Source organism: Streptomyces angustmyceticus (assembly GCF_019933235.1).
In the GTDB taxonomy this organism is placed as follows: domain Bacteria; phylum Actinomycetota; class Actinomycetes; order Streptomycetales; family Streptomycetaceae; genus Streptomyces; species Streptomyces angustmyceticus.
Map to the genome: position 1 here is coordinate 5665987 of NZ_CP082945.1, position 26434 is coordinate 5692420.

The 26434-nt window shown below is 73.7% G+C and carries 24 protein-coding genes, 1 tRNA gene and 1 riboswitch; of the genes, 9 read left to right on the plus strand and 16 right to left on the minus strand.

Annotated features, from left to right (window positions below; all coding sequences use genetic code 11):
- Positions 1-14 precede the first annotated feature (14 nt).
- The 3 genes from K7396_RS25310 to K7396_RS25320 all read left to right on the plus strand — a co-directional run bounded on the left by K7396_RS25310 (position 15) and on the right by K7396_RS25320 (position 4268).
- A complete protein-coding gene (locus K7396_RS25310) occupies positions 15-2564 on the plus strand; it encodes a phosphoribosyltransferase (RefSeq protein ID WP_086719528.1) in 2550 nt (849 codons plus the stop codon).
- A complete protein-coding gene (locus K7396_RS25315; RefSeq protein WP_373866887.1) occupies positions 2564-3439 on the plus strand; it encodes an HAD family hydrolase in 876 nt (291 codons plus the stop codon). Before K7396_RS25310 ends, K7396_RS25315 begins: the two co-directional genes overlap by 1 nt.
- 205 nt (positions 3440-3644) lie before the next feature.
- Complete coding sequence (locus K7396_RS25320; protein ID WP_174886881.1) at positions 3645-4268, plus strand: O-methyltransferase; 624 nt, start codon at positions 3645-3647, stop codon at positions 4266-4268.
- Positions 4269-4366: 98 nt separating this feature from the next.
- Here the strand turns inward: K7396_RS25320 and K7396_RS25325 are convergent, their stop codons facing one another.
- From K7396_RS25325 to K7396_RS25355, 7 genes are all read right to left on the minus strand, one after another.
- On the minus strand, positions 4367-4579 hold the full coding sequence (locus K7396_RS25325; RefSeq protein ID WP_086719530.1) for an FmdB family zinc ribbon protein: 213 nt from the start codon (positions 4577-4579) through the stop codon (positions 4367-4369).
- Positions 4580-4605: 26 nt separating this feature from the next.
- Positions 4606-5754, minus strand: coding sequence for a sugar kinase (locus K7396_RS25330; RefSeq protein ID WP_086719533.1), 1149 nt, complete (start codon positions 5752-5754; stop codon positions 4606-4608).
- On the minus strand, positions 5751-6371 hold the full coding sequence (locus K7396_RS25335) for a bifunctional 4-hydroxy-2-oxoglutarate aldolase/2-dehydro-3-deoxy-phosphogluconate aldolase (RefSeq protein WP_086719531.1): 621 nt from the start codon (positions 6369-6371) through the stop codon (positions 5751-5753). The genes K7396_RS25330 and K7396_RS25335 overlap by 4 nt, the downstream gene beginning before the upstream one ends.
- 237 nt (positions 6372-6608) lie before the next feature.
- Complete coding sequence (dgoD, locus tag K7396_RS25340) at positions 6609-7754, minus strand: galactonate dehydratase (protein ID WP_086719568.1); 1146 nt, start codon at positions 7752-7754, stop codon at positions 6609-6611.
- Between the two features lie 145 nt (positions 7755-7899).
- Entirely contained in the window at positions 7900-8607 is a 708-nt protein-coding gene (locus K7396_RS25345) for a FadR/GntR family transcriptional regulator (RefSeq protein WP_086719567.1), read from the minus strand.
- 224 nt (positions 8608-8831) lie between these two features.
- Positions 8832-9623 (minus strand): DUF4383 domain-containing protein, encoded by a 792-nt coding sequence (locus K7396_RS25350; protein WP_086719566.1) that lies wholly within the window; start codon positions 9621-9623, stop codon positions 8832-8834.
- Positions 9624-9762: 139 nt separating this feature from the next.
- Entirely contained in the window at positions 9763-11151 is a 1389-nt protein-coding gene (locus K7396_RS25355) for a coiled-coil domain-containing protein (protein WP_373866886.1), read from the minus strand.
- 142 nt (positions 11152-11293) lie between these two features.
- Between K7396_RS25355 and K7396_RS25360 the strand changes: the two genes are divergently transcribed.
- The 4 genes from K7396_RS25360 (at position 11294) to K7396_RS25375 (ending at position 14805) form a co-directional block, all read left to right on the plus strand.
- A tRNA-Val gene (locus K7396_RS25360) sits at positions 11294-11365 on the plus strand.
- Between the two features lie 433 nt (positions 11366-11798).
- Entirely contained in the window at positions 11799-13190 is a 1392-nt protein-coding gene (locus tag K7396_RS25365) for a hypothetical protein (RefSeq protein ID WP_086716971.1), read from the plus strand.
- Positions 13191-13604: 414 nt separating this feature from the next.
- Complete coding sequence (locus tag K7396_RS25370) at positions 13605-14156, plus strand: DoxX family protein (protein WP_086716972.1); 552 nt, start codon at positions 13605-13607, stop codon at positions 14154-14156.
- Between the two features lie 148 nt (positions 14157-14304).
- Positions 14305-14805, plus strand: a complete 501-nt coding sequence (locus tag K7396_RS25375) for a VOC family protein (protein WP_086716973.1) — start codon at positions 14305-14307, stop codon at positions 14803-14805.
- Between the two features lie 211 nt (positions 14806-15016).
- Here K7396_RS25375 and nicT read toward each other — a convergent pair whose 3' ends face one another.
- From nicT to K7396_RS25390, 3 genes are all read right to left on the minus strand, one after another.
- On the minus strand, positions 15017-16225 hold the full coding sequence (gene nicT, locus K7396_RS25380) for a Nickel transporter NicT (protein WP_373866898.1): 1209 nt from the start codon (positions 16223-16225) through the stop codon (positions 15017-15019).
- Positions 16224-16435, minus strand: a riboswitch (cobalamin riboswitch). It overlaps the preceding gene by 2 nt.
- A gap of 101 nt (positions 16436-16536) precedes the next feature.
- Complete coding sequence (locus K7396_RS25385) at positions 16537-17391, minus strand: alpha/beta fold hydrolase (protein WP_086716974.1); 855 nt, start codon at positions 17389-17391, stop codon at positions 16537-16539.
- Positions 17388-18062: a MarR family winged helix-turn-helix transcriptional regulator gene (locus K7396_RS25390; protein WP_223660197.1), complete on the minus strand. Its 675-nt coding sequence runs from the start codon at positions 18060-18062 to the stop codon at positions 17388-17390. Before K7396_RS25390 ends, K7396_RS25385 begins: the two co-directional genes overlap by 4 nt.
- A gap of 168 nt (positions 18063-18230) precedes the next feature.
- On the opposite strand from K7396_RS25390, the gene K7396_RS25395 reads away from it, so the two are divergent.
- On the plus strand, positions 18231-18653 hold the full coding sequence (locus tag K7396_RS25395; protein WP_086716975.1) for a hypothetical protein: 423 nt from the start codon (positions 18231-18233) through the stop codon (positions 18651-18653).
- Here the strand turns inward: K7396_RS25395 and K7396_RS25400 are convergent.
- A complete protein-coding gene (locus K7396_RS25400) occupies positions 18610-19266 on the minus strand; it encodes a nucleoside/nucleotide kinase family protein (protein ID WP_086716976.1) in 657 nt (218 codons plus the stop codon). The two genes, K7396_RS25395 and K7396_RS25400, sit on opposite strands and share 44 nt — an antisense overlap.
- Positions 19267-19399: 133 nt before the next feature.
- On the opposite strand from K7396_RS25400, the gene K7396_RS25405 reads away from it, so the two are divergent.
- Positions 19400-20167: a MerR family transcriptional regulator gene (locus K7396_RS25405; RefSeq protein WP_086716977.1), complete on the plus strand. Its 768-nt coding sequence runs from the start codon at positions 19400-19402 to the stop codon at positions 20165-20167.
- 157 nt (positions 20168-20324) lie between these two features.
- On the opposite strand, the gene K7396_RS25410 is transcribed toward K7396_RS25405, so the two are convergent.
- The 5 genes from K7396_RS25410 to K7396_RS25430 all read right to left on the minus strand — a co-directional run bounded on the left by K7396_RS25410 (position 20325) and on the right by K7396_RS25430 (position 26248).
- On the minus strand, positions 20325-21533 hold the full coding sequence (locus tag K7396_RS25410; RefSeq protein WP_086716978.1) for a methyltransferase: 1209 nt from the start codon (positions 21531-21533) through the stop codon (positions 20325-20327).
- 258 nt (positions 21534-21791) lie between these two features.
- On the minus strand, positions 21792-22373 hold the full coding sequence (locus tag K7396_RS25415) for a GNAT family N-acetyltransferase (RefSeq protein WP_086716979.1): 582 nt from the start codon (positions 22371-22373) through the stop codon (positions 21792-21794).
- Between the two features lie 255 nt (positions 22374-22628).
- Positions 22629-23237 carry a DedA family protein gene (locus K7396_RS25420; RefSeq protein WP_174886879.1) on the minus strand — a complete coding sequence of 203 codons (609 nt, stop codon included), beginning with the start codon at positions 23235-23237 and terminating at the stop codon, positions 22629-22631.
- 334 nt (positions 23238-23571) lie between these two features.
- Positions 23572-24042: a DoxX family protein gene (locus K7396_RS25425; protein ID WP_152104389.1), complete on the minus strand. Its 471-nt coding sequence runs from the start codon at positions 24040-24042 to the stop codon at positions 23572-23574.
- A gap of 79 nt (positions 24043-24121) precedes the next feature.
- Positions 24122-26248, minus strand: coding sequence for an FAD/NAD(P)-binding protein (locus K7396_RS25430; RefSeq protein WP_223660198.1), 2127 nt, complete (start codon positions 26246-26248; stop codon positions 24122-24124).
- Between the last annotated feature and the right edge of the window lie 186 nt (positions 26249-26434).

Below are 26434 nucleotides of genomic sequence, written 5' to 3' on the forward strand. Positions count from 1 at the left end.
ACGCGGTGAGACGGATGAACGGTACGACGAAGGAGACGGAACGCGTGGTCTGGACGGGAGAATGGGTCGCCGGCCGGCTCGGGGTCTCGCTGAGCGGCGGGGACGAGCTGCCGGAACTGCTGGGGCTCGCGCTGCGCCGCAACCCCAAGCGGGCCCATCTGCTCGTGTCGAACGTGCTCGGCAAGCATGTGCCCCAGCGCCCCGGCGTGGTCCACGGCGCCGGCGTCGGGCTGGGACGCCGGGTGCGCGAGTTGCTGGGTGACGAGGCCGCCGCCCGCGCCGTCGTCCTGGGCTACGCCGAGACCGCCACCGGCCTGGGGCACTCGGTGGCCGACGGCCTGGCCCTCGCGCCGTACCTGCACTCCACCCGCCGCCCGGTGGCGGGCGTGGCGCAGGTGGGCGGATTCGAGGAGGAGCACAGCCACGCCACCTCGCATCTGCTGCTCCCCGAGGACCGCGCCCTGCTCGCGGGCGACGGACCGCTGGTGCTCGTCGACGACGAGTTCTCCACCGGCAGGACCGTCCTGAACACGATCAAGGCGCTGCATGCGCAATTCCCGCGTGAGCGGTACGTGGTCGTCGCCCTGGTCGACATGCGCTCCGACGCGGACCGCGGCCGTCTGGAGAAGTTCGCGGCCGACCTGGGCGCCCGCGTGGACCTCGTGGCGCTCGCCGCGGGGGGCGTGGAGTTGCCGGAGGACGTCCTGACCCGCGGGCAGGAACTCGTCGCCGCCCATGAGGCCGGTGAGGGGCTCGGGGGCGGGGATGCCCCGGCGCCCGGCGGCGGGGCGGATGTCGTACGGGTCGATCTGGGCTGGCCCGCCGGGCTGCCGGACGGCGGCCGGCACGGCTTCGCACCGGCGCACCGCGCCCGCCTGGAGGCCGCTCTGCCGGGCATGGCCGCCCGGATCGCCCGGCACCTGGACGGTGCCCGCCGCGTCCTCGTCCTCGGCAACGAGGAGTTGATGTACGCGCCGCTGCGGATGGCCGAGGCGCTGGACACCCTCCTGGCCGAGGAGGCGAGCGGCGCCGGGCCGGCGCCGGACGCCGAGGGTGCCGCGGCGGCGCCCCGGGACGGTCGGGTGTCCGCGACGCCCGCGGGTCCGGGCGTCTTCTTCTCCACCACCACCCGGTCGCCGGTGCTCGCCGTCGACGACCCCGGCTACGCGATACGGACCCGGCTGTCCTTCCCCGCCCACGACCAGCCCGCCGACGGGCCGGGGGAGCGGTACGCCTACAACGTCGCGGCCGGCACCGACCCGGAGCGCGGCTTCGACGCCGTCGTGGCCGTCGTGGACTCCCGCGGCGACCTCCCGGAGCTGCACACCGCCGGCGGTCTGCTGGACCGGCTCGCCGGGCACGCCGGCCGGCTGCTGCTCGCCGTCGTCCCCTCCTACGCCCCGCGGCCCCCGGCCCGGTCCGCGTCCCTCCCCGAGCCGCTGCGCGGCCCCGGCTTCTCCTCCTACACCGCCGACGAGGTCGGCTGGCTGCTGCAGGACCTCTCCGACATCACCCTGGAGGCGCCGACCGAGGAGCGCGAGGAGGCCATCCAGCGCGGTGGCGCCCACTACGCCGAGTCGCTGCCGGTCGAATACCAGCCGAGCGAGCAGTACCGGGCGCTCTTCCACAGCGCGCTGGAGACCTCCGCGGGCCGTGTCGCGCGGGCGGTCGGGACCGTCACCGAGACCGTGCTCGCCGAGCGCGGCCCGCGCCCCGTACTGGTGTCGCTGGCCCGCGCCGGCACCCCCGTCGGGGTGCTGATGCGCCGCTGGGCGCTGCACGCCCACGGCCTGGAGCTGCCGCACTACGCGGCCTCGATCGTCCGCGGCCGGGGCATCGACACCACCGCGCTGCGCTGGCTGGCCGCGCACCACGATCCGGCGGACGTCGTCTTCGTGGACGGCTGGACCGGAAAGGGCGCCATCACCCGCGAACTCGCCCTGGCCCTGGAGGACTTCCCGGGCTTCGACCCGCGGATCGCCGTGCTCGCCGACCCCGGTGGCTGTGTCGAGACCTACGGCACCCGGGACGACTTCCTCATCCCGTCCGCCTGCCTCAACTCCACCGTCTCCGGCCTGATATCCCGCACCGTCCTGCGCGACGACCTCGTGGGACCGGACGACTTCCACGGCGCGAAGTTCTACCGCGAGCTGGCCGGGGACGACCTGTCGCGGGTGTTCCTGGACGCGGTGAGCGCCCGCTTCGACGAGGTGGCCGACCAGGTCGCCTCGGACGTGAAGGAGCTGGCCGCCGCCGACCGGGCACCCACCTGGGAGGGCTGGGCGGCCGTCGAGCGGATCAGCGAGGAGTACGGCATCGACGACGTGAACCTCGTGAAGCCCGGGGTCGGCGAGACCACGCGGGTGCTGCTGCGCCGGGTGCCCTGGAAGATCCTGGCCCGGCAGGGCGCCGGGGCCGACCTCGACCATGTGCGCCTCCTGGCGGAACAGCGGGGCGTGCCCGTCGAAGAGGTCGGCGAACTGCCCTACACCTGCGTCGGGTTGATCCACCCCCGCTTCACCCGCGGGGCCACGGGCGCCGACGGCAAGGCGGTGGCCTCCTGATGGACGGCCGGCCCCTCGCCCACCACCACCCTTCCCCGGAAGCGCTGCGCGCTGCCCCTCTTCTGGTCGCCAGCGACCTCGACCGCACCCTGATCTATTCGGCCCCCGCCCTGGGCCTGACCATGCCCGACGCCGAAGCCCCCCGGCTGCTGTGCGTCGAGACCTACGAGCACAAGCCGCTGTCCTACATGACGGAGACGGCCGCGGCCCTGCTCGCCGAACTGGCCGGCGCCACCACGTTCGTCCCGGCCACCACCCGTACGCGCGAGCAGTACGGGCGCATCCACCTGCCGGGCCCGGCGCCGGAGTTCGCCGTCTGCGCCAACGGCGGCCATCTGCTGGTGCACGGTGAGCCGGACCCGGACTGGCAGCGCACCGTCGCCGGGCGGCTCGCCGCGCGGTGTGCGCCCCTGGACGAGGTCCGCGCGCATCTCGTCCGCGCCGCCGACCCGGCCTGGCTGCTCAAGGAGCGTGTCGCGGAGGACCTCTTCGCCTATCTCGTCGTGGAGCGGCCGCTGCTGCCGGACACCTGGGTGAAGGACCTCGCCGGCTGGGCGGACGAACGCGGCTGGACCGTGTCCCTCCAGGGCCGCAAGATCTACGCCGTGCCGAAGCCGCTGACCAAGAGCGCGGCCGTGGCGGAGGTGGCCCGCCGCACCGGGGCGTCCGGGATCCTCGCGGCCGGCGATTCCCTCCTCGACGCCGATCTGCTGCTGGCCGCGGACCGCGGCTGGCGGCCCGGACACGGGGAGCTGGCGGACTCCGGCTGGCACGCCCCGCACGTCACGGCGCTCGACGAGCGGGGCGTCGCCGCGGGCGAGGAGATCGTGCGGGCCTTCCTCGGTGGCGTGGTGCCCCCGGGCCACGCCGGCTGACCCGGGCGACGACGAGGACCGCCGCCGCGGACGCGGTGGCGGGGCGCGGGGGAGGGGAAGCGCGGAAAGCGGTGGCCGGAGGTGAGGGCTCGGTTAGTCTCGCCGGGGCGGCCGGCCGCATCGTCCGGTGACCGGCCGGGACCGCGATCCTTGATCAAGAGGAGAGGCTGTGGCTGAGTCCAAGAGCACGCCGATCACGGCGGAGATGTACGACTACGTCCTCGCCCACAACCCACCCCTGAACGCCGCGCAGCGGGACATCATCGAGCTCACCCGTCAGCAGTTCCCGGACGCCGCGGGCATGCAGTCGGCCGAGGAACAGGGGCCGCTGCTGGCGTTCCTGGTGCGGCTGATCGGGGCCCGTCATGTCGTCGAGGTGGGCACGTTCACCGGCTTCTCGGCGCTGTCCATGGCCCAGGCGCTGCCCGCGGACGGCACGCTGATCGCCTGCGACGTGTCCGAGGAGTGGACGGCGTACGGCAGGGAGGCGTGGGAGAAGGCCGGCGTCGGCGACCGTGTCGAGCTGCGGATCGCGCCCGCGCTGGAGACGCTGCGGGCGATGCCGGCCGAACCGCACATCGATCTCGCCTACCTCGACGCGGACAAGGGCGGCTATATCGCCTACTGGGAGGAGCTGGTGCCCCGGATGCGGCAGGGCGGCCTGATCGTCGCGGACAACGTCCTGTACCACGGCCAGGTCACCGACCCGGCGGCGACCGGCTCGGCCCTGGCGATCAGGGCGTTCAACGACCACGTCATGGCGGACTCCCGTATGGAGGCGGTGATCCTCACCGTGGCGGACGGGGTGACGCTGGCCCGCAAGAGGTAACGGCCGCCCCGCACGGGCGCGGTGGCAGGGACCGGGGCCGCGCGGCCCGGCCATGGGTGCCCGCGGGGCCGGGCTCGGGGCCCGGCCCGGGACGTGCCCTAGCCGCAGCAGCCGCCTCCGCAGCAGCCGCCGCCTCCGCCGCCCTTCGGGGCCGGAGCGGAGGCGGAGCCGCCGACGGCGACCGCGGAGAGGAGCTTCACGGTGTCCTCGTGCCCCTCGGGGCACACGGCCGGGGCGGAGGACTCGGCCATCGGCCGGTTCAGCTCGAAGGTGGAGTCGCAGGGGCGGCACCGGTATTCGTAACGAGGCATGGGCACAGGTTAGCCGTGGCCCCCGCTCAGCGGACGACGGTGCCGGGTGGCGCGCCCAGCATGCCCAGCTCCGCGCGGGTCGGCGCGCCCTCCCAGTCGCCGGGGGACGCGACGGCGAAGGCTCCGGTGGTGACGGCCCGCTCCAGGCAGCCGGCCGGGCCCTCGCCGTCCAGCAGCGCCGACAGATAGCCCGCCACGAAGGCGTCGCCGGCGCCCACCGCGTCCACCGCCCGCACGGCCCTGGCGGGCCGGTGCAGGGAGCCGCCGCAGGTGAAGGCCGTGGCCCCGGCCGCACCGAGCTTGACCACGACCTCACCGACGCCCAGGTCCAGCAGAGCCCGGGCCTGCGAGGCGAGGGAGTCGGGGGAGGCGAGGGAGTCGGAGGAGCCGGAGGAGTCGGGGGCCGGGCCGGCGGGTCCCGCCCCGGCGGCTGCCGCCGTGCCGTCCGGTCCGTCCCCGTCTTCCGGCAGGCACAGCGGGAGTTCGTCATCGGAGGCGATCAGGACGTCCACGAAGGGCATCCATTCCCGGAGGACCGCCGCGGCTTCCCCGGCGGTCCACAGGCGGGCGCGGAAGTTGACGTCGAGGCAGACCAGCGAGCCGTGTTCGCGTGCCAGCCGGAGGGCGCGGAGGGCCGCCGAGCGGGCCGCTGGGCTCAGCGCCGGGGTGATGCCCGTCAGGTGCAGCACGCGGGGCGGGGCCGCGTGGAAGGCACGGCCGACGGTGTCCGCGGCGAGCCGCGAGCCGGCCGATCCCGCCCGGTAGTAGTGCACCCGTGTGACCTCGGGCAGCCGCGGCTCGAAGAGGAGCAGCCCGGTCGGGGCGTCCGGATCGGTCGCGGCGCCGGACACCTCCACGCCCTCGGCGCGCAGCGTGCGCAGCACCAACTGGCCGGCCTCGTCCTCGCCGACCGCGCCCGCCCAGCGGACGTCGTGCCCGAGCCGGGCCAGGCCGATGGCGACATTGCTCTCCGCCCCGGCGACGGAGACCCGCATCGTGCCACCGAGCTTCAGCGGGCCGCTGCCGCGCAGCGCGACCATGGTCTCGCCGAAGGTGAAGACGTCCGGGCGGCCCGGCTGGCGGGGGACCCGAGGGCGGCCCGGGGCGGTCCCGGGGAGGGGAGCGGCGCCGGCCTGCGGTTCCTCCCCGCCCCCGGAGAACGGCTGTCCCGTCATCGGGCGCACACCGCCCTGAACTCCGCCGCGCGCTTGCGCAGCCCGTCCAGGTCGCCGCCGTCCGCCGCGTCCCCGACCAGCGGCGAGCCGACGCCCACCGCCACCGCCCCCGCGGCGAAGTACTCCTGGGCGGCCGCCGCGTCCACCCCGCCGACCGGCACGAACGGCAGCTCGGGGAAAGGCGCGCGCAGCGTCCGCAGATACGCGGGCCCGCCGGCCGACGCCGGGAACAGCTTCAGGGCCGAGACCCCCAGCGCGTCGGCCGCGATCACCTCCGACGGCGTCATCACCCCGGCGAGCGTCGGCAGCCCCTGGCGTACGGACTCCTCCAGGCCGGCGCCCAGGCCGGGCGTGACGATGAGGTTCGCCCCGGCCTCGGCGGCGCGCCGGGCGTCGGCGGCGGTCAGGACGGTGCCGGCGCCGAGCCAGGCCGCGTCGCCCAGTTCGGCGCGCGCGCGTCGGATCACGGTGAGGGCGTCCTTGCCGCTGAGCGAGACCTCGATCAGCGGGAGTCCTGCTTCCACGAGCGCCATGACCGTGCGGAAGGACGCCTCCGCCTCTCTGCCCCGGATGATGGCGACCAGCCGCTCGGTCCGGAGTGCGGTGCTGAGGTCCATGGCGTTTCCTGCTTTCTCCTGCGCCCCCGCCGCGTAGGTGCTGCGCTGCCGGGGCGTTCGGGCACGCGGGTGACGCCTTCGATTATTCCGGTCCGGCCTGACGGGCGTGCCGGGTGTGCCGCCTGGAACGGGCCTGGAGTCGTGGGGGTGACCTGCGGGTTCGCGGACGGTACCGGGGGCGGGTACCGGGGGACGGGGTGGCGGCCCCGCGCCGGCGCCGGGGCGGCGTACGGCTCCTCACCACTCGGCGAACGCCCCGTCCTCATGGCGCCACACGGGATTGCGCCAGGCATGGCCCCGCCCGTCCGCCGCCCGCACCGCGGCCTCGTCCACCTCCACGCCCAACCCGGGCCGGTCGGTCCGCAGCAGCGACCCCTTGTCGAAGCGGAACGGCTCCGGGTCCACCACGTAGTCCAGCAGCTCGGCGCCCCGGTGGTAGTGGATGCCGAGGGACTGCTCCTGGATCAGGAAGTTCGGCGTGGTGAAGGCGACTTGCAGGCTGGCGGCGAGTGCGACCGGGCCGAGCGGGCAGTGCGGGGCGAGCTGGGCCCCGTACGCCTCCGCGAGGGCGGCGATCCGGCGCAGCTCGGAGATACCGCCCGCGTGCGAGATGTCGGGCTGCAGGATCGCGACGCCGGCCTGCAGCGGAGCCAGGAACTCCCGCCGGGTGAAGAGACGTTCACCGAGTGCGAGGGGGATGTTGGAGGCGTTGACGAGATCGGGGAGGGCCTGGAGGTGATCGGGGAGCACCGGTTCCTCGACGAACATCGGCGCGCAGTCGGCCAGCAGGGGGAGGAGCCTGCGGGCGTTGGCGGGCGAGACCCGGCCGTGGAAGTCGAGGCCGAAGTCCCGTTCCTCGCCGAGCACTTCGCGCGCGGTCTCGGCGCGCCGCAGGCACTCCCGTACCTCGGCGCGGGTCGCCACCGGCGCCATCCGGCCGCAGCCGTTCATCTTGACGGCGGTGAAGCCGGCCTCCACCTGCGCGGCGACCGCGTCGCGGACGGCATGCGGCTCGTCGCCGCCGACCCACGCGTAGGCGCGGATCCGCTCGCGGACCGGCCCGCCCAGCAGCTGGTGGACGGGCACGCCGTGCCGCTTGCCCTTGATGTCCCACAGCGCCTGGTCCAGGCCGGCGACGGCGGACGACAGGACGGGACCGCCGCGGTAGAAGCCGCCCTTGGTCATGACCTGCCAGTGGTCCTCGATACGCGCCGGATCCCGGCCCAGCAGGTACTCGGACAGCACCTCCACCGCCGCCCGCACCGGCTCGGCCCGCCCCTCCACCACCGGCTCGCCCCAGCCGACGACGCCCTCGTCGGTCTCCACTCGTACGAACATCCAGCGCGGCGGGGCGAGGAACGTCTCGATGCGGCTGATCTGCATGGACCGGTCCGTCCTTTCGGCGTGCGGCGGTACGGCCGGCCCACGCGGCGCGCGGCGCCCGGCGTCCGGGCCGTGGGCGGGGTCCTGCCCACCCCGGGCGGCGCGCTAACGGGGCAGGTACCTCCGCCGGTGCCCCGCTCCGCGCCTACGGATGCTCCCGCGCCGACAGATCGAGCAGTTCCAGCATGGCCACGTACGCCCCGTCCACGTCCCGGTTCCGCACGGCCTCCACCACGGCGGCATGGGCGGCGTGCGGGTGCTGCCCGGAGGTGTCGTCCGCGGTCGGCACGGCCCGGCCCCGCTGGACCAGCACCGGCACGATCACCCGGTGCATCTGCGCGTAGAAGCGATTGTTCGACGCGACCAGCATCGCCCGGTGGAACGACGCGTCGGCGCGCACGAGCAGCTCCGGATTGTGGTCGGTGGCGGCCATCGCACGGAGCGCGTCGTCCAGCACCGCGAGGTCCTCGTCCGTACGGCGCTCCGCGGCGAGCGCGGCCGCCGCGGGCTCGATGGAACGGCGCAGTTCGAGCACGTCGGCGAAGAAGTCGGAGGAGACGCCGGCCGCGAGCTTCCAGTGCAGGACGTCCGGATCCAGGAGGTTCCAGTCCTCCCGGGGGCAGACGAAGGTGCCGCGTCTCTCGTCGCTGTCGAGGAGGCCCTTGGTGGTCAGTACCTTGATCGCCTCGCGCAGCACGGTCTGGGACACGTCCAGCTCCGCCTGCACCTCCGGCATGACCAGGCTGTCGCCCTCACCGTAGGTGCCCTTGAGGATCCGCTCGGCGAGCGCTTCGACCGCCGCGTGGTGAGGACCGTGCCCGGTGGGGGAGGAGTCGTGCCCCGGACGGCTCATCGTGTGCTCCCTGCTCTCCCTGGCTCTCCCTGCTTCGCGTTGCCCGCCCCGCTGCCCGCTGCCCGCTGCCCGTTCCTCGGGGCCGGCCTGCTCCGGGGAGCGAGCCGTGGACACCCCCGCACGCCCATCCGCCGTCGTCCGCCTCCCCACCCCCCATCGGTCATCAGGGCGTACCGAGCACCCCAATCCCACCTCGGTACGCCCTGACGTCTCCTCGCCCCGGCTCAGCGCTTCGTGCCGCCGGAGCCGGCGCTGGTGCCGGTGTCCGTTCCGGCGCTGGTGCCGGGGCCCGTTCCGGATTCCGTGGGGGTGCCGGAGGCGGTGGTCCCCGCACTCAGGCGGGACCTGCTCCCGCTGGTGCCGGCGCCGAACGAACCGCGTCCGGCGTGCGACGCGCCCTGCATCCTGACCCGCGCCGCCTGCCGTGCGGCCGTCATGCCGGAGGCGGGGTGCAGCTGACCGCGGTCGAACCGCTCCGCCTCCTCCGGGTGCCGGGCGCGCCAGTACGGATTGTCGTGCGAGAGGCCGCCGCTGACCCGCCCGTACATCCCGAAGACCAGCAGCAGCAGCCCGACCACGAAGCTGAAGAGGACGTTCTGGAGCCGGAACGCGAGGAAGTTCGCGTCGGTCTGCAGCAGGGCCAGGTTCACGAACCCGCTCAGGAGGAACAGGCCGCCGAACACGATGTTGAGGGTCGAGGCGAAGTTTCCGCCGATCACCATCCCGGCGACGAGGATCGCGCCGACGACGATCGACAGGATGCTCAGGGAGCCGTTGGTGTTCAGCCCGGCAACGGTGTCGCCGCCGGTGTCGAAGAAGCCGATGTGGTGGGTCAGTCCGAGGATGCCGAACGCGATCAGCACCAGGCCCATCAGGCCCGCACCGACGCGGTAGACCTTGCTGAGCCGGTGGTCCACGGGCAGATGCTCGTCGAGCCGGGTGTGGTGGTGCGTCTTCGCCCGGTGGAACGGGTTCGAGGGCCCGTGGAGGGTCTGGCCAGTAGCCCCAGTAGCCATCTCCGGCCTCCTTCGCGCAGGTGTGCCGCCTGGGCCGTACTTCTCTCCAGGATCCGACAGCGCGGGACATCACGCCATCGCGCCCGGCACCGGGCGCATACGCCGCCTCCGGGGCCGGGGAACGGTGCCCCGGGGCCCCTCAGCCGCCGCCGGCCCCCGCGCCGCCCCTGGACCCGCGGATCTCCTGCACCACCCGGGCCGCCGTCTCCCGCACCGCCTCGGTCTCCGTCAGGAAGTGCCACCAGTCCGGATGCCGCCCCTCCAGGCCCGCGACCGCACGGTCCAGCCGCGCCACCGCCTCGTCCAGGGGACCGGCATGCCGCGGGTCGGGGGTGCTGCGCCCGGACATCGCCAGCCGCTGCGCGTCCCGGACGGCGAACCGCGTCCGCTCGACCTCCTTCTGCCGGTCGAACGACACCGCGTCGAGCCGCTGCAGCCGGTCGCTCGCCGCCGAGACCGCCTCGTCGGTGCCGTCCAGCAGCGCCCGTACGGTCGCCAGCAGGCTGGTGGCATCCGCCCAGCGCTGCTCGTCACGCGCCTGCTGCGCCTCCCGCAGCTTGACCTCGGCCTGCCGGACGGACCGCGCGGCCTGCTCCGGCACCTGCTGGAGGTCCTGCCAGCACGCCGCGCTGTAGCGCCGGCGCAGCTCGCTGAGGACCGGGTCGACCTTCCCCGCACGCGTCGTGATCGCCTGCGCCCGGGTCCGCAGCGACACCAGCCGCTTGTCGATCTCCGCCGCTCGCCCCGGCAGCCGCTCGGCCTCGGCCCGGACGTCCTCGGCCCGGCGCACCACGTCGTCGGCGCGCTGGATCGTCTCCGGTACGCCGTGCTGCCCGGCGCCCTGATTGAGCTTGGTCAGCTCGGGCCCCAGCGCCGCCAGCCGGGTCGCGAGATCATCGGCCCGCAGGCCCTGTGCACGGACCGCGTCGAGCGCGTTGCTCGCCCCCAGCAGCGCCTGCCGGGCCCGCTCCACGGCCGGGGCGAGCCGCGCCAGCTGCGTCTCGGCGGTCCGCAGCAAGGGCCCGAGCCCCTGCGCGAACCGCTCCAGCTCGCCCCTGACCCGGTCGAGCTCCTCCTTGGCCCGCGTCAGATCGGCCCGCGCCCGCGCCACCGCGGCGCCGTCGAGATCGTCACGGTCCAGATCGTGGGAGTCGACCGCGGTGATGTACCGCTGACTGACCTCGTCGATCCGCCGGCCGAAGCCCTCGTACTCCTCCGCGGCCTTCCGCGCGGGCGGCGAATGATCCACCGCGGTGATCGTCTCTATGGAGATCCGCAGGTCACGGTGGGCGGTGTCCAGCTCGTAGAACGCGGCCGCCGCGGCGTCCTTCGCCGCCTGCGCGTCGGCCCGCTGACTCTCCCCGCGCCCGAACCAGCGCCGGGTCCCCCCACCCGCGAACGACATCGGCCGCATCGCCACCAACAACGGCAACGGCAGCAACACGAGCCCCACCACATCCCGGAGCGGACCCCCACGGCCGCGACGGCGTTCTCGCTGCTCATGCGGCTGCGTGTCTGTCGCCGTCACTTCCCTCTCCCGATCGGATCGCCCCAGGACCGAATGTCATTCTCCCACTCACCGGAAACGAACACACCGGCCGGTAAGTTCGCCCTTCGCGCACTGGTTTGCCGTTCAGCCCTGGAGGCAAGGTAGTCTGTCGGCTCGGCCAGGGCGCATAGCTCAGCGGTAGAGCGCTGCTCTTACAAAGCAGATGTCACAGGTTCAAATCCTGTTGTGCCCACCCTTCCCGCCAGTGTGAATGGCGGAGAAAGCCCAGGTCAGGAAGATTCCTGGTCTGGGCTTTCCGCTTTCGTTCTCCTTGCGCGTACGGTCTTCGATCTTCCGCGAACGGTCTGGGCTCCCGGTGCCGTTTCCCGGATTCCTCCCGCCGGTCCAGCGGTGAGGCGTGTGGGTGGCGCGACCGGTGGAAGCCGCACCGATGGCGCGCCCCGCCTCCGCCCCCTGCCCCTGTCCGGCCGGTCAGGGGTCTTGCCGTCGCTCGCTCGGCACTCCTTCATCCGCATCCGTCGGTATTCGTCCGTATCCATCGGTATCGATCGGTCAAATCCTCATGCGTCGGTCTGCGGTGCGCGCGTACGATCCCCTCGCCGCTCGTACGTCAGTGCGCATCAGCGCACCGCGTGCGGGCGCCCTACGGGAGGGATCACTTGACCATGTCCTTCGGCGCGAGACCCCGTGCAGTCCTCGCTTCTCTGGGAACCCTCGGCCTGGTACTGGCCGCCGCGACGTCGCCCGCGAGCGCGGCCGACGGGGCGCCCACCGCACCGACTCAGCTGTTCAACGGATACCGGCACTGCTCGACCGACGCGAACCGGCCCTCGTACCAGTCGACCCGCGAGGGCCTCGTCGTCGAGGGCATCCCCGGGGTCACCGACGCCACCGGCAACCCCCGGGTCGGCGTGCGGTATCAGTCCTGGCCGGTCACCGACCCCACACGGATCACGACGGTCACCCGCGACCGCGTCCCCCCTGGCTTCGAGGCCCCCGCCACCCTGCCCGCCAGTGCGCTCGACGAAGGGCGGACCTACGCGTGGCGGGCGCAGACGGTGGCCGGGGGCGCGGCCTCGGACTGGTCGGCTCCCTGCTATGTCACCCCCGACAAGACGGCCCCGGCCGCGCCCACCGTCACCTCGCCGAACTACCGTCCGGACGAGGACGGGTGGAACAAGGGTGGCGAGCCGGTCGAGTTCACCCTGGGCGCGAGCGGTGTCGACGATGTCGAGGGGTTCGAGTTCTCCTGGCAGCAGGACATGCCGGTCATCGGCACGAGCATCGGTGACCACGGCGTTCCGCGGCCCGTCGACCCGTACTCCGACACGGCGTACTTCAAGCGCGCCGACGCGCTCGGCGGTTCGGCCGGGCTCAGCCTCGTCCCGCCGGGCGGCTCCGGTGTGCACACGCTGTGGGTGCGCAGCCTGGACCGGGCCCACAACAGGTCGGCGATCGCCGGCTACACCTTCCGCGTCAGCTCCACGACGCCCACCGTCACCCCGGCCGTCCCGAAACCCGAGTTCGGTGAGCCGACCGGGTTCACGCTCCGTCCCGCCCCCGAGCTCCAGGCGAAAAGCCCGGTCGTCAGCTACTCGGTGCGGACCGGCGGCCTTCAGAACGACAGGACCTTCGAGGTCGCGGCGGGGGCGGACGGCACGGCGACCGTGGATCTCGCGCTGGACGGCATCTACGGCGGGAACCTCCAGGTGACCAGCAAGAGCGCGAACGGCTGGGTCAGCGACCAGGCTTGGTGGAGCATCGACTACGACACCACTCCCACCGTCGCTTCAAACGCCTACCCGGAGAACCGTTCGCGCGGCGGCGCCGGCGTCCCGGGAACGTTCACGTTCACGCCGAAGGTGAAGGATGTCGTGAGCTACACGTACACCTTCCACAACGGTGCCCCGGAGGTCACGGTCCCCGCGGACGCCGACCACACCGCGACCATCGACTGGACCCCGGCCTCGGACGGTTGGCACGACCTCACGGTCTACGCGACAACCCGCTCCGGCATTCAACTGGCGCCCTACGACTACTTCTTCACCGTGGGCTGAGCCCCCGAACCGGCCGGCCGCGAATCGGCATGCCCAGGGCCCGTCGAAGCGGGTAGTGAGCCCGGACGGCCGATCGTGACAACCTCCGGAGCGGGTTCGGTCGCACCCGCACAGCAGAAGTCACGGGGTTCGCCTTCTGCTGCGCCCGCTCCTTGTGCAGAACCGCGAAGGCCCAGGTGATCCGCTCTGAACGCGGATCACCTGGGCCTTGATTTCTTCCCCTGCGGACGATGCCCGCGGGGCGGGGCTCGTGCCGCCCATGTGCCGGGTGGCCCGTCCGGCCGCCCCGGCTTCCGCGGTGCCTTGTTGTCCGTTGTGGGGGCGCTGTGTATCGTCGGGAGGGTGACTTGAAGTTTCAAGTAGTTTTCCGCGATGCCTCGCGGACTCGTCCCCGACCTGCGAAAGAGCGCTCCTATGACGTCCTCCCTCAGCACTGTCGAGACCTCGCACCTCGGTGCCTCGACGCGCTCCGCCCCCTCCCTGCACGGCTATGACGCCGGGCTGCTTCTGCTGCGGCTGGCGCTCGGTCTGACCATGGCCGGCCATGGCGCCCAGAAGCTGCTGGGCTGGTTCGGTGGTCCGGGGCTGGACGGGACCGGACAGTTCTTCACGATGAGCGGCTATCCGTCGGGTCGCGTGATGGCCGTCGTCGCCGGTCTGAGCGAGACGCTCGGCGGGCTGGGGCTGGTGTTCGGGCTGCTCACGCCGCTCGCCGCCGCGGCGGTCGTGGGCACGATGATCAATGCGCTTGCCGTGAAGTGGGGCGGGGGCTTCTTCGCGCCCAAGGGCGTGGAGTACGAACTGCTGCTGACCGCGGGGGCGGCGGCGCTGGCGCTGACCGGCCCCGGACGCTACGCCGTCGACCGCTTCCTGCCGGGCCTGCGCGCGCATCGGCTGCTCTACGGCGTGGTGGCGCTGGTGCTGGGTGTGGTGCTGGCGGGCGCGGTTCTGCTGATCAAGAAGTGAGTCACTGATCAAGAAGTGAGCCCCGCGCCGGAAGGCGCGGTGCGGAGATTCGGGGTCCGGCGCCCGGAGTGTGGGGGCCGGACGCCGAGCAGGGGAGGCGCGGCGTCGCTTGGCGGCGCTGCGGTGGGAGAGTTGGGGAGCAGGCTGTATGTCCGTACGACGACTGAATCACGCGGTGCTCTACGTCCGTGAGGTGCACCGGTCCGTGGGCTTCTATACCGAGGTGCTCGGGCTGGGGGTGAGGGCCGAGATGCCGGGGCGGGCGGCGTTCCTTCGCGCTTCCGGGTCGCTCAACGATCATGACCTGGCGCTGTTCTCGGTGGGGCCGGACGCGCCGGGGCCCGAGGCCGGGCGGGTCGGGCTCTACCACCTGGCCTGGGAGGTCGGCACCCTCGGTGAACTCGTCGCGGCGCATGCGCGGCTCGTGGAGCGGGGCGCGCTGGTGGGGGCGAGTGATCACCTCGTCGCGCTGTCGCTGTACGGCAAGGACCCGGACGGTATCGAGTTCGAGGTGATGTGGCGGGTCCCGAGGGCGGACTGGCCGGGTCCGGATCAGCCGGACGGGCTGCGGCCGCTCGATCTGGCCGCGGCGCTGGAGCGCTGGGGGCCGGACCAGACGACGGGCGCGGCCGCCGGGTCGGCCACCTGAAGGTCAGTCGGGCCCGTCGTGCCGGCGGGGCGCCGGTCCCTGCCGTGCCTGGCGGGGCACCGGGCCTCGCCACACCTGATGGGGCTGTCGTGCCCCGTCATACCTGACGAGGCGATTGCGCCCCGGCGCCCATCGGCGGCGCCGGGGACGCATGGGACTCGACGCATAGGGCTCGACGTGTCGGGCCCGGGGCTCATGGGGCCGATACGGCTCAGGGGGCGTCCGGGGTGTCCGGGGTGGCCGAGGTGGCCGGCTCCGCCGGTGCCGGCTGCTCGGTCGGGCCGGTTCGCTTGGCGCGTTCCGCCCAGCGCTTCTCGACGCCGGACAGGCGCCAGTACGACAGCGCCGCGGCCCACACCACCACGAACAGGCCGACGATCAGGAACCCGACGTTGTCGAGGTCGAGGCCGGAAATCCAGCCGGTCAGCGGGTCGTCGAGGCCGAGCTTCTCGTGGAGCACGGTCACCAGCTCGATCGTGCCGATGAAGAAGGCGACGGCGATCGACAGGCCGGTGATGGTGAGGTTGTAGTAGACCTTGCGCACCGGGTTGGAGAACGCCCACTGGTAGGCGAAGTTCATGAAGGTGCCGTCGAGCGTGTCGAAGAGGCTCATGCCGGCCGCGAAGAGCAGCGGCAGGCACAGCACGGCGTACCAGGGCAGGCCGGCCGCGGCGCCGCTGCCGGCCATCACCATCAGGGTCACCTCGGTCGCGGTGTCGAAGCCGAGACCGAAGAGGAAGCCGAGCGGGAACATCTGGCCGGGGCGGGAGACGGAGCGGGTGAAGCGGCCCAGGAAGCGGTTCATGAAGCCGCGCGAGTCGAGGCGCTGCTCCAGCTCGGCCTCGTCGTACTGGCCGCTGCGCATACCGCGGAAGACCCGCCAGATGCCGGCCAGTGCGATCAGGTTGAGGGCGGCGATGAGGTAGAGGAAGGTCCCCGAGATCGTGGTGCCGATGGTGCCCAGGATCTGGTGGGTACGGGACTGGTCGTTGAGCAGGGTGCCCGCGAGCTGCGCGCCGCCCGCCACCAGGGCCGCCATCGCGACGACCACGCTGGAGTGGCCGAGGGCGAACCAGAAGCCGACCGAGACCGGCCGCTTGCCGTCGGCCATCAGCTTGCGGGTGGTGTTGTCGATCGCGGCGATGTGGTCGGCGTCGAAGGCGTGCCGCATGCCGAGGGTGTACGCGGTGACGCCGAGGCCGACACCGAAGACCTGGCTGCCCACGGCGTAGTGGTGCGGCACCACGAGCAGGAAGAGCACGCCGAAGGCGACGACGTGCAGGCCGGCTATGACGGCCATCAGGCCCGCGGTGCGGACGGTGTCCTGGCGGCGCCAGCGGAACGCGGCGGCAGCAGGGGTATGGCGGGTATCGGTGGACAGGGCCATCCGGCGGTCACGCTCCAGCACCTCGTGGATCAGTTCGTGAGATGCCGTGGCCGGTCTCCTGGCTTACGGGTGCCCGTGCCCGCCCCCGCCTTCCCGGCCGCGGGCTGCGGTCAGTGGCGCCGCAGGCGCGTGCGCCTGCGGAAGGGACGGAAACTCCCCGATCACAGTGGCGAGGGCCGCTCCGGTCTGGGACCACAAGGTCCGTCACCGGTCTTCCCGAACACCACGGCCCGGTCACTCTAACCGCCGCCGGGGAGGGGTGGGGTTGGCGGGGTTGGCGGGGTTCGTCCCGAGGTGAGCGAGAGCGCCGGTGGCCGCGGTCCGCGGCCGTGGCCCGCGGCGGTTCAGTGGCCGTAGTCCAGGGACGAGAGAAAGGCGTGGAGTTCGCGGTCGAAAAGGGCGGTGTTCTCCAGATTGACCATATGGGCCGCGCCCGGTATCCGGACTCTCCGGGCGCCGGGGACGGTCAGCGCTATCGCATGGGCGTTGGCGGAGATGTCGCTGCTGTCGAGGTCGCCGTCGAACACGACCGTCGGCACCCGGATCTCGGCCAGGCGGTCGGCGGCGCCGACCTCGAGCGGCATACCGGCACCCGCGCCGTCGGCGTGCACCTCCACATTGGCCTCGGCCGAGGCGCGCATCCGCTCGCGGAATCCCGGGTGCACCGCGGACGGTTCGCGATGCGGTCCGTCCACCCACATCCGCAGGAAGTGCTCCACATACCGTTCCGCGCCGTCCGGTGTGCCGATCGCCGCCACCTGTGCCCTGATGTGCTCCAGGATGAAGGGGTCGGAGAAGGCGCGGCCGCTGATGCCGGGGGAGGCGAGCGCCAGGGCCGTCACCCGCTCCGGGCGGGCTATGGCGGTGTCGAGCGCGACCCGCGCGCCGTGGGAGAGGCCGACGAGGACGGCGTCGGGGACATCGAGGGCGTCGAGCAGGGTGCAGAGGTCGTCGTGGTTGGCGTAGTCACCGGCCACCGTCGAGGACAGGCCGTGGCCGCGGAAGTCGTAACGGATCGCGCGCAGGCCGGAGTTCACCAGCCAGGCGAACTGCTCGTCCCACATGTGCTGGTCGAGCATCCCGCCGTGGAGCAGTACCACCGCGGGGCCCGAGCCGGCCGTCTCGTAGAACAGCTCGCCGTCGTCGACCGGCACGATGCCGTTGTCGATCTCGGACCAGGCGGTGATGCCTCGGGTCATCTTCTGGACCGTCCTTTGTGCGCCGGATGCAGAGGAGTGGGTGTGATGCCGTTGTCACCGCCATTGTCGCTGTTGGGGTGATTGCGGTGACTGTCGGGGCTGTCTGTGCTGTCGGTTTCCTCCGGCGCCGGGCCTTGGTCGTTCGCGAGGTGCCGGAACTCCTCGCCGAGCCGGTCCAGTACGTGCAGTGCGGTGCGGACGTCCTCGGCGGGCAGGTCGGCCAGACGCCGGCGCAGCTGAGTGACTTCGAATTCCTGGACGCCGCGTATCGCCTCGGTGCCCCGGGGGGTGAGGCGGATCAGGGACGAGCGGCGGTGTGCGGGGTTCGGGGCCGTCACGACCAGGCCCAGTTCGGCGGCGTGGTTCACCCAGCGCTGCACCGGCTGCCGGTCGAGGCCCATCCCGCGCGCCAACTGCGGCACGGTGCGCGGGCCTTCGGTGCGCAGGGCGTCCAGCAGGGCGTGTTCGCCGGCGGTCATGCCCGTGCCCGCCAGCTCGCGCTCCACGGCGCGGACGACCGTGCGGTGCAGGGGCCACAGGCGCCGGATGACGCCGTACAGCAGGTCTTCGGCGGGGGTTGCCTCTTCGGTGAGTGCTTCGGTGGTGGTCAGGCTTCCGATGGGTGTGGGGCCATCGCCGTCGGTGCCTTCCGGGTCGTGCGTGTCTTTCATGGGTTCCGTGCCCCTCGCCTCGTCGCGGCTTATCCTTCATCGACACTTGTGATGTCATGATGACATCGTTGATGTCGTTTGAGAAGGGGGGTGCCGCGGAAAGGAGTTGAGGAGGCGGACGGGTCCGACGGGACTCGTGCGGGCCGTCGACGAGAAGGGTGGAGGCGAATGAAGGTCGGTCTGTTGCGTGCGGTCGGGGTGGCCACGGCCGTGTACGGGGTGGCGGTGGCGGCGCTGCCCGATCTGCTGGCGCGGCCCTCGGGTCTGGTCGACGGCCAAGGGCGGACCGCGCCGGCGACCCGGACCTCGCTGCGCCCACTGGCCTGGCGGGACGCGGCGAGCGGGCTGGCGATGGCGCTGGCTCCGGACGGTCCGGCGCTGCGCACCGCCGCGTACGTGCGGATCGCGGCGGACTTCGGGGACGCCGTGCTCCTCGGGGTGACGCTGCCGGGCCGAGACCGGAGGCTGAAAGCCGTGGCGGTGTCGGTCGGGTGGGGAGCGCTGTCGGTGGCCGGGCTGCTCGCCCGAGGGCGGCGGGGGAGCGGGATTATGGGCGCGGTGGAGGCGGGGCCTCTTCGGGTGCGAAGGTGACGACGAGGTCGGCGCGGTCGCGAGTGGCCGCGACGACGCGGGCGTTGGCCTCGTCCGAGGTGTGCACGAACCGCTCGGCGTCGGCGCGCGGGCGCCCGAACCGCTCGTGCCGGTCGACCAGGCGCCGGACGCGTTCGGAGGTCTCCAGCTCCACGTACCAGACCTCGTCGAGCAGTTCCCGGACCCGCGGCCACGGGGCGGAGTCGAGGAGGAGGTAGTTGCCCTCGGTGACGATGAGCGGAATGTGGGGTGCCACGGGGATGCTGCCGGCCACCGGCTCCTCGATACGGCGGTCGAAGGCCGGGGCGTAGACGGCGGTGTCCGGCTCCGGGGAGCGCAGACGCGCCAGCAGCGCCGCGTACCCGGCGGGGTCGAAGGTGTCCGGGGCGCCCTTGCGGTCCGTACGCCCCAGACGGCGCAACTCCGCCTCGGCGAGGTGGAAGCCGTCCATCGGGACGAGCGCCGCGCTGCCCGCCAGCTCGGCCACGAGGTGGGCGGCGAGGGTGGACTTGCCGGCGCCGGGCGGGCCCGTGATGCCGAGCAGCCGCCGTCGGCCGGGGGTCGCGGTGGCCGCGAGCCGGCGGGCGCGGGAGAGGAGGTGCCGGGGATCCATGGTGTCTCCATCGTGCCTGAGGGGGCGGGGTGCCCCATAGGACTTGCGGTTGCCGCCGCGTCAACTTCTACGGTCGTTCGTGAGCCGGAGAAACCGGCTCGGTGAGGGTGAGCCCGCGAGGAGAGGCACGGCGATGGCCTGGTCGATTGCGGAGGTGGCCCGGATGTCCGGGGTGACGTCCCGGACACTGCGGCACTACGACGAGATCGGTCTGCTACCGCCCGCGCGGACCGGCAGCAACGGGCACCGCTACTACGAGGAGGCCGATCTGCTGCGGCTGCAGCAGATCCTGCTGATGCGGGAGTTGGACCTGGGGCTGCGCGAGATCCAGGCGGTCCTGGACAGCCAGGTCGACCGGGTTGCCGTGCTGCGCGAGCACCACCGGCGGCTGAGAGCGGAGCGGGACCGGCTGGAGACGCTGGTCCGCACGGTCGGACGGACCCTCGCCGAACTGGAGGAGCACGAGGAAGGCAGTGGCATGACGAAGATCAACAGGCCGGAGAACCTGTTCGAGGGGTTCGAGTCCGCCCGCCCCGACGCCGAGGCCGAGGTGCGGGAGCGATGGCCGGCGGCGTGGGAGCGGACCCAGCAGGTCGTCGCCGCGATGTCCGCCGAGGACATGGAGCGGTGGCAGCGCGAGGTGACGGCGCAGATGATCCGGCTGGCGGAGTTCATGGTGGCCGGCACCCCGGTCGCCGATCCCGCGGTGCAGGCCGAGATGGACGTCCACTACCAGGGCATCTGCCGGTTCTGGACCCCGAACGCGGAGGCGTACAAGGGGCTGGGCCGGACCTACAGTGACGACCCGCAGTTCCGCGCGAACTACGACAAGATCGCCGAAGGGCTGGCCGACTACCAGCGCGACGCGATGGTCGTCTACGCGGACGCGCGGCTCAGCTGACCGTGGCCCGGCCGGCTCGGCAGACGCACGGCCGAGCCGGCCGACGCACGGCCGGGCCGGCCACGGCATCCGAGGCGACCAAGGCGACCGAGGCGACCAAGGCGGCCGAGCCGGCCGAGGCACCGCCTCGTCGGGCGAGGCAGGCTTCCGCGCCCGGCTAGGTGGCGTCGACCGTGTCCCGGCCCGCGAGACCCAGGCGCCACAAGGAGGTGACCTCGGCCGCGCGGGCCACATGGAGCGGGTCGGAGGTGTCGCGGGCCCGGGGGTGGCGCGGGGAGATGTCGAGCCGGCCCAGGACCGTGAGGCCGGCCTTGGCGAAGGCGTCGAGGAGGTCGGCGTGCGAGCGCAGGCCGAGGTGTTCGGCCAGGTCGGAGAGGACCAGCCAGCCCTCGCCGTCCGGTGTCAGATGGTCCGCGAGGCCGCTCAGGAAGCCGTACAGCATCCGGTTGCCCGGGTCGTACACCGCGTACTCCACGGGCGAGGTCGGCTTCGCGGGCACCCACGGGGGGTTGCAGACGATCAGCGGGGCGCGGCCGGCCGGGAACAGATCGGCCTCGACCACGTCCACCTGCCCGGCGACGCCCAGCCGTTGGGTGTTCTCACGGGCACAGGCCAGCGCGCGCGGGTCCTGGTCGGTGGCCACGACCCGGCGGACGCCGCGCCGGGCGAGCACCGAGGCCAGTACGCCGGTGCCGGTGCCGATGTCGAACGCCAGCTCCGCACCGGGCAGCGGCGCCTCGGCCACCAGGTCGACGTACTCGCCGCGGGCCGGGGAGAAGACGCCGTAGTGCGGGTGGATGCGGTCGCCGCCGAGCGCCGGGATCTCGACGCCCTTCTTGCGCCACTCGTTGGCGCCGATGAGGGCGAGGAGCTCGCGCAGCGAGACGAGGGAGGCGGCCGGAGCCGTGCCCCCGGTGGCGCCCGCGGTCTCCTCGGACGTCTCCCCGGTGGCGGGCTCGCCGGGCCCGTACGCCCTGGCGCAGGCCTCGCGGACATCGGGCGCGCGGTGCAGCGGGACGGCGAGATCCGCGTCGAGCGGGACCAGCAGCATGCCCAGGATGCGGGCGCGGTGGTTCTGCGCGGCCCGGTGCACATGGAAAGCCTGGGTGACATCGGCGGGTGGCGTCTTGCGGGGACGGCGGTCGATGCGGCGGGCCAGTGCCGTCAGCAGCTGGCGGGCGTTGTGGAAGTCGCCGCGCCACAGCAGCGCGGTGCCCTCGCAGGCGGCCCGGTAGGCGTCGTCGGCCTTCGTCCGGTCGTCCGCGATGACGATGCGGCGGGGTGGCGGGGCGCCGTTCTCGGAACGCCAACGGGCGGATCGGGGCTCGTCGGCCTCGGTCCATTCGACGACCGGCGGTGGGTTCACCGAAAAGTGCCTCTGTGTGTGGTTCGGGCCCGTCCCAGGGGTGCCGCTGTGGTGCGGCGCCGGTCCGGCGCCGGGGAGCGGCGAGGCGCTCGCGGGGACGGTGGGCGGGGGTGGTGAAGGTCGACTTTACTCTGTGCCGGCCGCGCGCCCCGCCCCCGCGGTCGGCGGCGCGGGCCCGGCGTCGGGCCGGTCGCGGCCGTGGCGCCAGCGGAACCGGGCAGGCCGGGAGCGGGCCGTCAGCCGTCCACCGGGCCGGGGTCAGGCGATGCCGAAGGCCGCGGCGTAGCGCACCGTGCCGCGCGGGGGCGGGGAGCCGTCCAGGGAGAGTGCCAGGAATGCCTCGTCCGGCCAGGGCTGCGGGGGCAGGATGCCGAACCCGGTGGCGGGGGTGAAGCCGAAGCGCGGGTAGTACGGCGGGTGGCCGAGCACGATCGCGGTCCGCTCGCCGGCCTCCCGCGCCGCCTCCAGGAGCGCGCTGATCACCGTGCTGCCCGCACCGCACTTCTGGTACCCGGGCAGCACCGCGCACGGGGCGAGCGCCACGGCCGGGACGTCGTCGATGTGGCAGCGCGTCAGCAGCGCATGGGCGACGGGGGCGCCGTCCGGTGGCCCGGCGACGTAGGACAGCTGCGGCAGCCAGGCCGCCGGGTCGCGGCGCAGCGCGTCGACGAGGTCTGCCTCGCCCGCCGTCTCGAACGCGGCGAGGTTGATCCGGCGGACGACCGGTACGTCCTCGGCGGTCTCGGGACGGGGATGCCAGGCGCCGTGGGCGGCGGCCCCGGCCCGGGGAGCACCGCTTCCGGTGGCCGGTGCGCCGTCGTTGTCGTGGGTGCTGCTCATGCGCGGCATCGTCGCACCGGGGGACGGCGGACGGCCAAGGTTTTTCGGGGCCTACGGATGAGGGCCAAGGGTTTTCGGGGTCGATGGGGAAGGGCGGCCGTCAGGGGCAGCCTTGACTCTGCCGTCCGGGGCAGCTCTGACTCTGCCGTCCGGGGCAGCCCCGACTCTGCCGTCCGGGGCGGTGCTGGGCGATTGCCGAGACCCTCCGGCGTCCTTCCGTCCGTCCGGCCCCGTCCCCGCCCTGCCCCCGCCCGGTCAGTGGGCGGTGTGGCGGTCCGGGCGGCGCATCAGGAAGGCGGCGGCGGAGCCGGCGGCGAAGAGGGCGATCACGGAGAGGGCGGTGCTCACCCAGGACGTGCCGAGCCAGTGGCCGCCGAAGTAGCCGAGGCTGACGCTGTAGGCGGCCCAGGCCAGGCCGGCCAGCGCCGACCAGGGGAGGAACTCGCGGACCGTGCGGTGCGCGACGCCGGCGCCGAGGCTGACCACGGAGCGTCCCGCGGGGGCGAAGCGGGCCAGGACGACGATGCCGCCGCCCCCTCGCGTCAGCGCCGCGCCGAGTCGTTTCTGCGCCGCCGTCAGACGGCGGGAGCGGCCTATGGCGCGGTCGAAGCGGTCGCCGCCGCGCCAGGCGAGCCGGTAGGCGACCATGTCGCCGAGCACCGAGGCGGTGGCCGCGCACAGGATCAGGGCGAACATCTCGGCGGGGTGGGTGTGGGCGGCGGAGGTGACGTCGACGCCGCCGGCCGCGTCCACCGCGGTGCCGGTGCCGGCGGCCGTGGTGGCCGCGGCGATCACCAGGACCCCGCTGGGCAGGATCGGCACGAACACGTCGAGCACGATCGAGAGACTGACGATCAGATACATCCACGGGGTGCCGCTGAGGGCCCCCAGCCTTTCCAACAACGTCCTGCTCCCGGTCCGAACCCCGCCGCGACGTCGCTCGGTGCGGCAGGGGCGGCCCTTCAGCCATACAGCGTACGCCTGGGATTCACGGGGCCGCGGGACGGGGTGCGGGGAGGACCCGCGGCCCGTGGGCATGGCCCGTGGCCCGTGCGAGGGGATGGCCCGTGGCCCGTACGGCAGGGGTGCGCCCAAGGTCCGTACGGCGCCAGGACACGGCGCGGCCCGCACGGCGGGGATGCCGTGCGGGCCGCGTCAGGGCGGGGCCGCGGGGGCCGGGTCCCCGCCCGGGTGTGCGTCAGGCGGCGGAAGGCTCCTGGTGAGCGGCCGGAGCCGGAGCCGGGGCCCGCTCGCCCTCGCCGAAGAAGACCCGGTCGAGGGCCCACGCGCCGGGGCCGATGAAGAGGATCAGCAGGAAGGCCCAGCAGAACATCGCGGAGGCCTCGCCGCCGTTCTGTATCGGGAACAGCGCCGAGCCCTGATGGGCGGAGAAGTAGGCGTACGCCATCGAGCCGGAGCTGATGAACGCCGCGGGGCGGGTGCCCAGGCCGAGCAGCACGAGGAGGCCGCCGGCCAGCTGGATCACGGCCGCGTACCAGCCCGGCCAGGCGCCGGCGGGGACGGTGCCGCCCTGGCCCATGGCGCCGCCGAGGACGCCGAAGAGCGAGGACGCGCCGTGGCAGGCGAAGAGCAGCCCGACGACGACGCGGAAGAGCGCCTGGACGTGCGGGGCCGATCTCTGGAGGAGCGGGGAGAGGGGTGTGGACATGTGGGGACTCCTAACGGTTTTGGGGACGAGGTAACCGTCGGAGACAGAGGTTAGGGAAACCTAATCAGTACTTGCAACTTCAACCTCTGGTCAAAGGGCACCTTTGGCCTGAACTGGCCGCGCCGACCACCGGAACCACGGCCGGAACCACCCCGGCTCCCGCCTCCGCGCCCCTTGCCGGCCCCGAGCCCCGCCCCGTCACCGGCCCCGAGCCCCGCCCCGTCACCGCGACCGCGCCCCCGCCCCGGCCCGCACTCCCGCCGACCGCCGCATCCGCCCCCGCACCCGGGCCCGCCGTCGCGGCCCGCGCGCCCGTCGCACCCGCCCGCGCGCCCGCCGCCGCCCGCAGCGCCGCCCGTGCCACGGCGTCCGTGTCCGCCAGGGTGACCGATCCGACGCCGGGGCGTGCCCCCGCCGCCGTCACCCAGTGCACGCCCTCGGTCGGCACGCCGACCGCGAAGCGCCGCAGATGGTGCCGGCCGTCGGCCCCGACCAGGTGATACGGGCTCGGTGTCACATCGAGCCCGCCCGTCTCGTAGCCGTCCACGGTGTGCGGGCGGCAGCCGCCGTCGGCCAGCAGGCGGGCCAGCAGCGGGTCCGCGGTGCGGCGCAGATCCGGTTCCGGCAGCCGCGCCTCGACCAGCGCCGTCGCCGTCACCTCCGAGCCCGGGACCTCCGGTGAGTGTGCCGTGAAACCGGGGCCGCCGTCGGCGGTGCCGAGCCGGACGGACATCCGGGGGCCGACCACCTCCAGCACCCCCGCCTCGATCAGCGCGGTCATCTCCTCGATCCGGCGCCGCGGCGGGCCGATGGACAAGAAGGCGTTGAGCGGGGTGTACCAGCGGTCGAGGTGGTCGCGGCGGGAGACGCCGGCCAGCCCGCCGTGATCGACTATCTGCCGCAGCTCGTTGCGCAGGTCCCGCAGCACGTCGAGGGCCGCCTTCAACGGGCCGGACACGTTGTCCTGCCGGGCGTGGGCCACGTCCTGGCGCAGATGTCCCAGCAGCCACTCCCGGAAGGCGGCGCGGTCGGCGAACGACCGCTGCGCGTACGGCCGGGAGAGGCGGTCCCAGTCCCAGCGTGCTTCCGGGGCGATCCCGAAGGCGTCCAGGGCGGCGGCCTCCTCGGGGCCGCGGTGGGCGCAGCTCACGAAGCGCTCCCGGAAGCGGTGGCGCACCTCGTCGCCCGCGCCGCGCCGCAGCAGCAGCGCCTCGTAGTGGACCGCCTCCACCTCCTTGGCCACCAGCGGCCACACCTCCGTCAGGAAGTCGGGCAGGTCACCGGAGTCCGCGCGCTTGCGGAAGGCCGCTATCACGTCCGGGGTGAGCAGCAGCGGCAGATGACGGCCGTGCGCGCCCTTCGCGTTGTCGCCGCGGGCGTGGTACGGGATGCCGCGCCGGGAGCCCGCGTACAGCCGGGGCTCACGGCCGGACGGCAGATACGTCAGCGCCCCTTCGGCACCGCGGACGAAGCGGCCGCCGCGGGCCGTGGTCAACAGCGCCATGTGGTCGAAGAAGTTGAGGCCCAGGCCGCGCAGCAGCACGGGGCGGCCCGGGGCCAGCGCCGCCAGGCCGGCGGAGAGGTCGGCCGGGTTGGCGGGCGGGAAATAGTGCAGGCCGTGCCCGGCGGCGTAGTGGGCGAGGTGCTGCTGCCCGGGGTCGGCGACGGCCGGCAGATGGCCCTGGGCGAGCACCACCGCGCCCAGAGCGTGCAGCGTGCGGCCGTCGTCGAGGACGAGCGACTGCGAGCCGTCGGGGGCCTCCGTCAGGCGCACCGCGCGGGCCCGGTGCACCACGACCGTCACCTCCTCGGGGGCGGTGCGCACCGTACGGCGGAAGACCCACTCCAGATAGCGGCCGTACAGCGCGCGCCCCGGGTAGTCGTCCGGGCCGACGTCGCAGCCCTCCCAGTCGTACAGGCTCGGGCCGGTGCGTATCGGTCCCGCGCACTCGACGCTGTCGTCGGTGAACAGCGTGACCTGCGAGGCCACGGTGTTCATCAGCAGCTCCGGCGGCTGGGCGGTGCGCCACACCTGGCCCGCGCCGGGCGGGGCGGGGTCGATGACATGGACGGTCAGGCGGGCGCCCGGGGCCAGTTCGGCGGCCGAGGCGCAGATCCGCTCCAGAACGCTCGTCCCGCGCGGGCCCGCGCCGACGACGGCGAGGGCGGGCCGGTGCTGGCGGTCGGCGAGATGGTCGGCGGCCAAGAGAGGCCCTCCCTGGGGCGGCGGACGGCCGGCGCGCGTGGGCGCGGCCGCCCGGGAGTGCGGGCGACGGGCAAGAGTGCGCCCCATCATCACCGCCCGATCCGCCGTTGCGGCACCCGGGGGTGGGCAAAAATCCGTTCGGGTCCGGGGCCGTCGCCGGGCCCGTCGGAGCCCTGACGGACCCTT

Coding starts and splice junctions, on each gene's coding strand:
- K7396_RS25310 (WP_086719528.1), top strand. CDS start 15: ATGAACGGTACGACGAAGGAGACGGAACGCGTGGTCTGGACGGGAGAA.
- K7396_RS25315 (WP_373866887.1), top strand. CDS start 2,564: ATGGACGGCCGGCCCCTCGCCCACCACCACCCTTCCCCGGAAGCGCTG.
- K7396_RS25320 (WP_174886881.1), top strand. CDS start 3,645: ATGTACGACTACGTCCTCGCCCACAACCCACCCCTGAACGCCGCGCAG.
- K7396_RS25325 (WP_086719530.1), bottom strand. CDS start 4,579: ATGCCTCGTTACGAATACCGGTGCCGCCCCTGCGACTCCACCTTCGAG.
- K7396_RS25330 (WP_086719533.1), bottom strand. CDS start 5,754: ATGACGGGACAGCCGTTCTCCGGGGGCGGGGAGGAACCGCAGGCCGGC.
- K7396_RS25335 (WP_086719531.1), bottom strand. CDS start 6,371: ATGGACCTCAGCACCGCACTCCGGACCGAGCGGCTGGTCGCCATCATC.
- dgoD (WP_086719568.1), bottom strand. CDS start 7,754: ATGCAGATCAGCCGCATCGAGACGTTCCTCGCCCCGCCGCGCTGGATG.
- K7396_RS25345 (WP_086719567.1), bottom strand. CDS start 8,607: ATGAGCCGTCCGGGGCACGACTCCTCCCCCACCGGGCACGGTCCTCAC.
- K7396_RS25350 (WP_086719566.1), bottom strand. CDS start 9,623: ATGGCTACTGGGGCTACTGGCCAGACCCTCCACGGGCCCTCGAACCCG.
- K7396_RS25365 (WP_086716971.1), top strand. CDS start 11,799: ATGTCCTTCGGCGCGAGACCCCGTGCAGTCCTCGCTTCTCTGGGAACC.
- K7396_RS25370 (WP_086716972.1), top strand. CDS start 13,605: ATGACGTCCTCCCTCAGCACTGTCGAGACCTCGCACCTCGGTGCCTCG.
- K7396_RS25375 (WP_086716973.1), top strand. CDS start 14,305: ATGTCCGTACGACGACTGAATCACGCGGTGCTCTACGTCCGTGAGGTG.
- K7396_RS25385 (WP_086716974.1), bottom strand. CDS start 17,391: ATGACCCGAGGCATCACCGCCTGGTCCGAGATCGACAACGGCATCGTG.
- K7396_RS25390 (WP_223660197.1), bottom strand. CDS start 18,062: ATGAAAGACACGCACGACCCGGAAGGCACCGACGGCGATGGCCCCACA.
- K7396_RS25395 (WP_086716975.1), top strand. CDS start 18,231: ATGAAGGTCGGTCTGTTGCGTGCGGTCGGGGTGGCCACGGCCGTGTAC.
- K7396_RS25400 (WP_086716976.1), bottom strand. CDS start 19,266: ATGGATCCCCGGCACCTCCTCTCCCGCGCCCGCCGGCTCGCGGCCACC.
- K7396_RS25405 (WP_086716977.1), top strand. CDS start 19,400: ATGGCCTGGTCGATTGCGGAGGTGGCCCGGATGTCCGGGGTGACGTCC.
- K7396_RS25415 (WP_086716979.1), bottom strand. CDS start 22,373: ATGAGCAGCACCCACGACAACGACGGCGCACCGGCCACCGGAAGCGGT.
- K7396_RS25420 (WP_174886879.1), bottom strand. CDS start 23,237: ATGTATCTGATCGTCAGTCTCTCGATCGTGCTCGACGTGTTCGTGCCG.
- K7396_RS25425 (WP_152104389.1), bottom strand. CDS start 24,042: ATGTCCACACCCCTCTCCCCGCTCCTCCAGAGATCGGCCCCGCACGTC.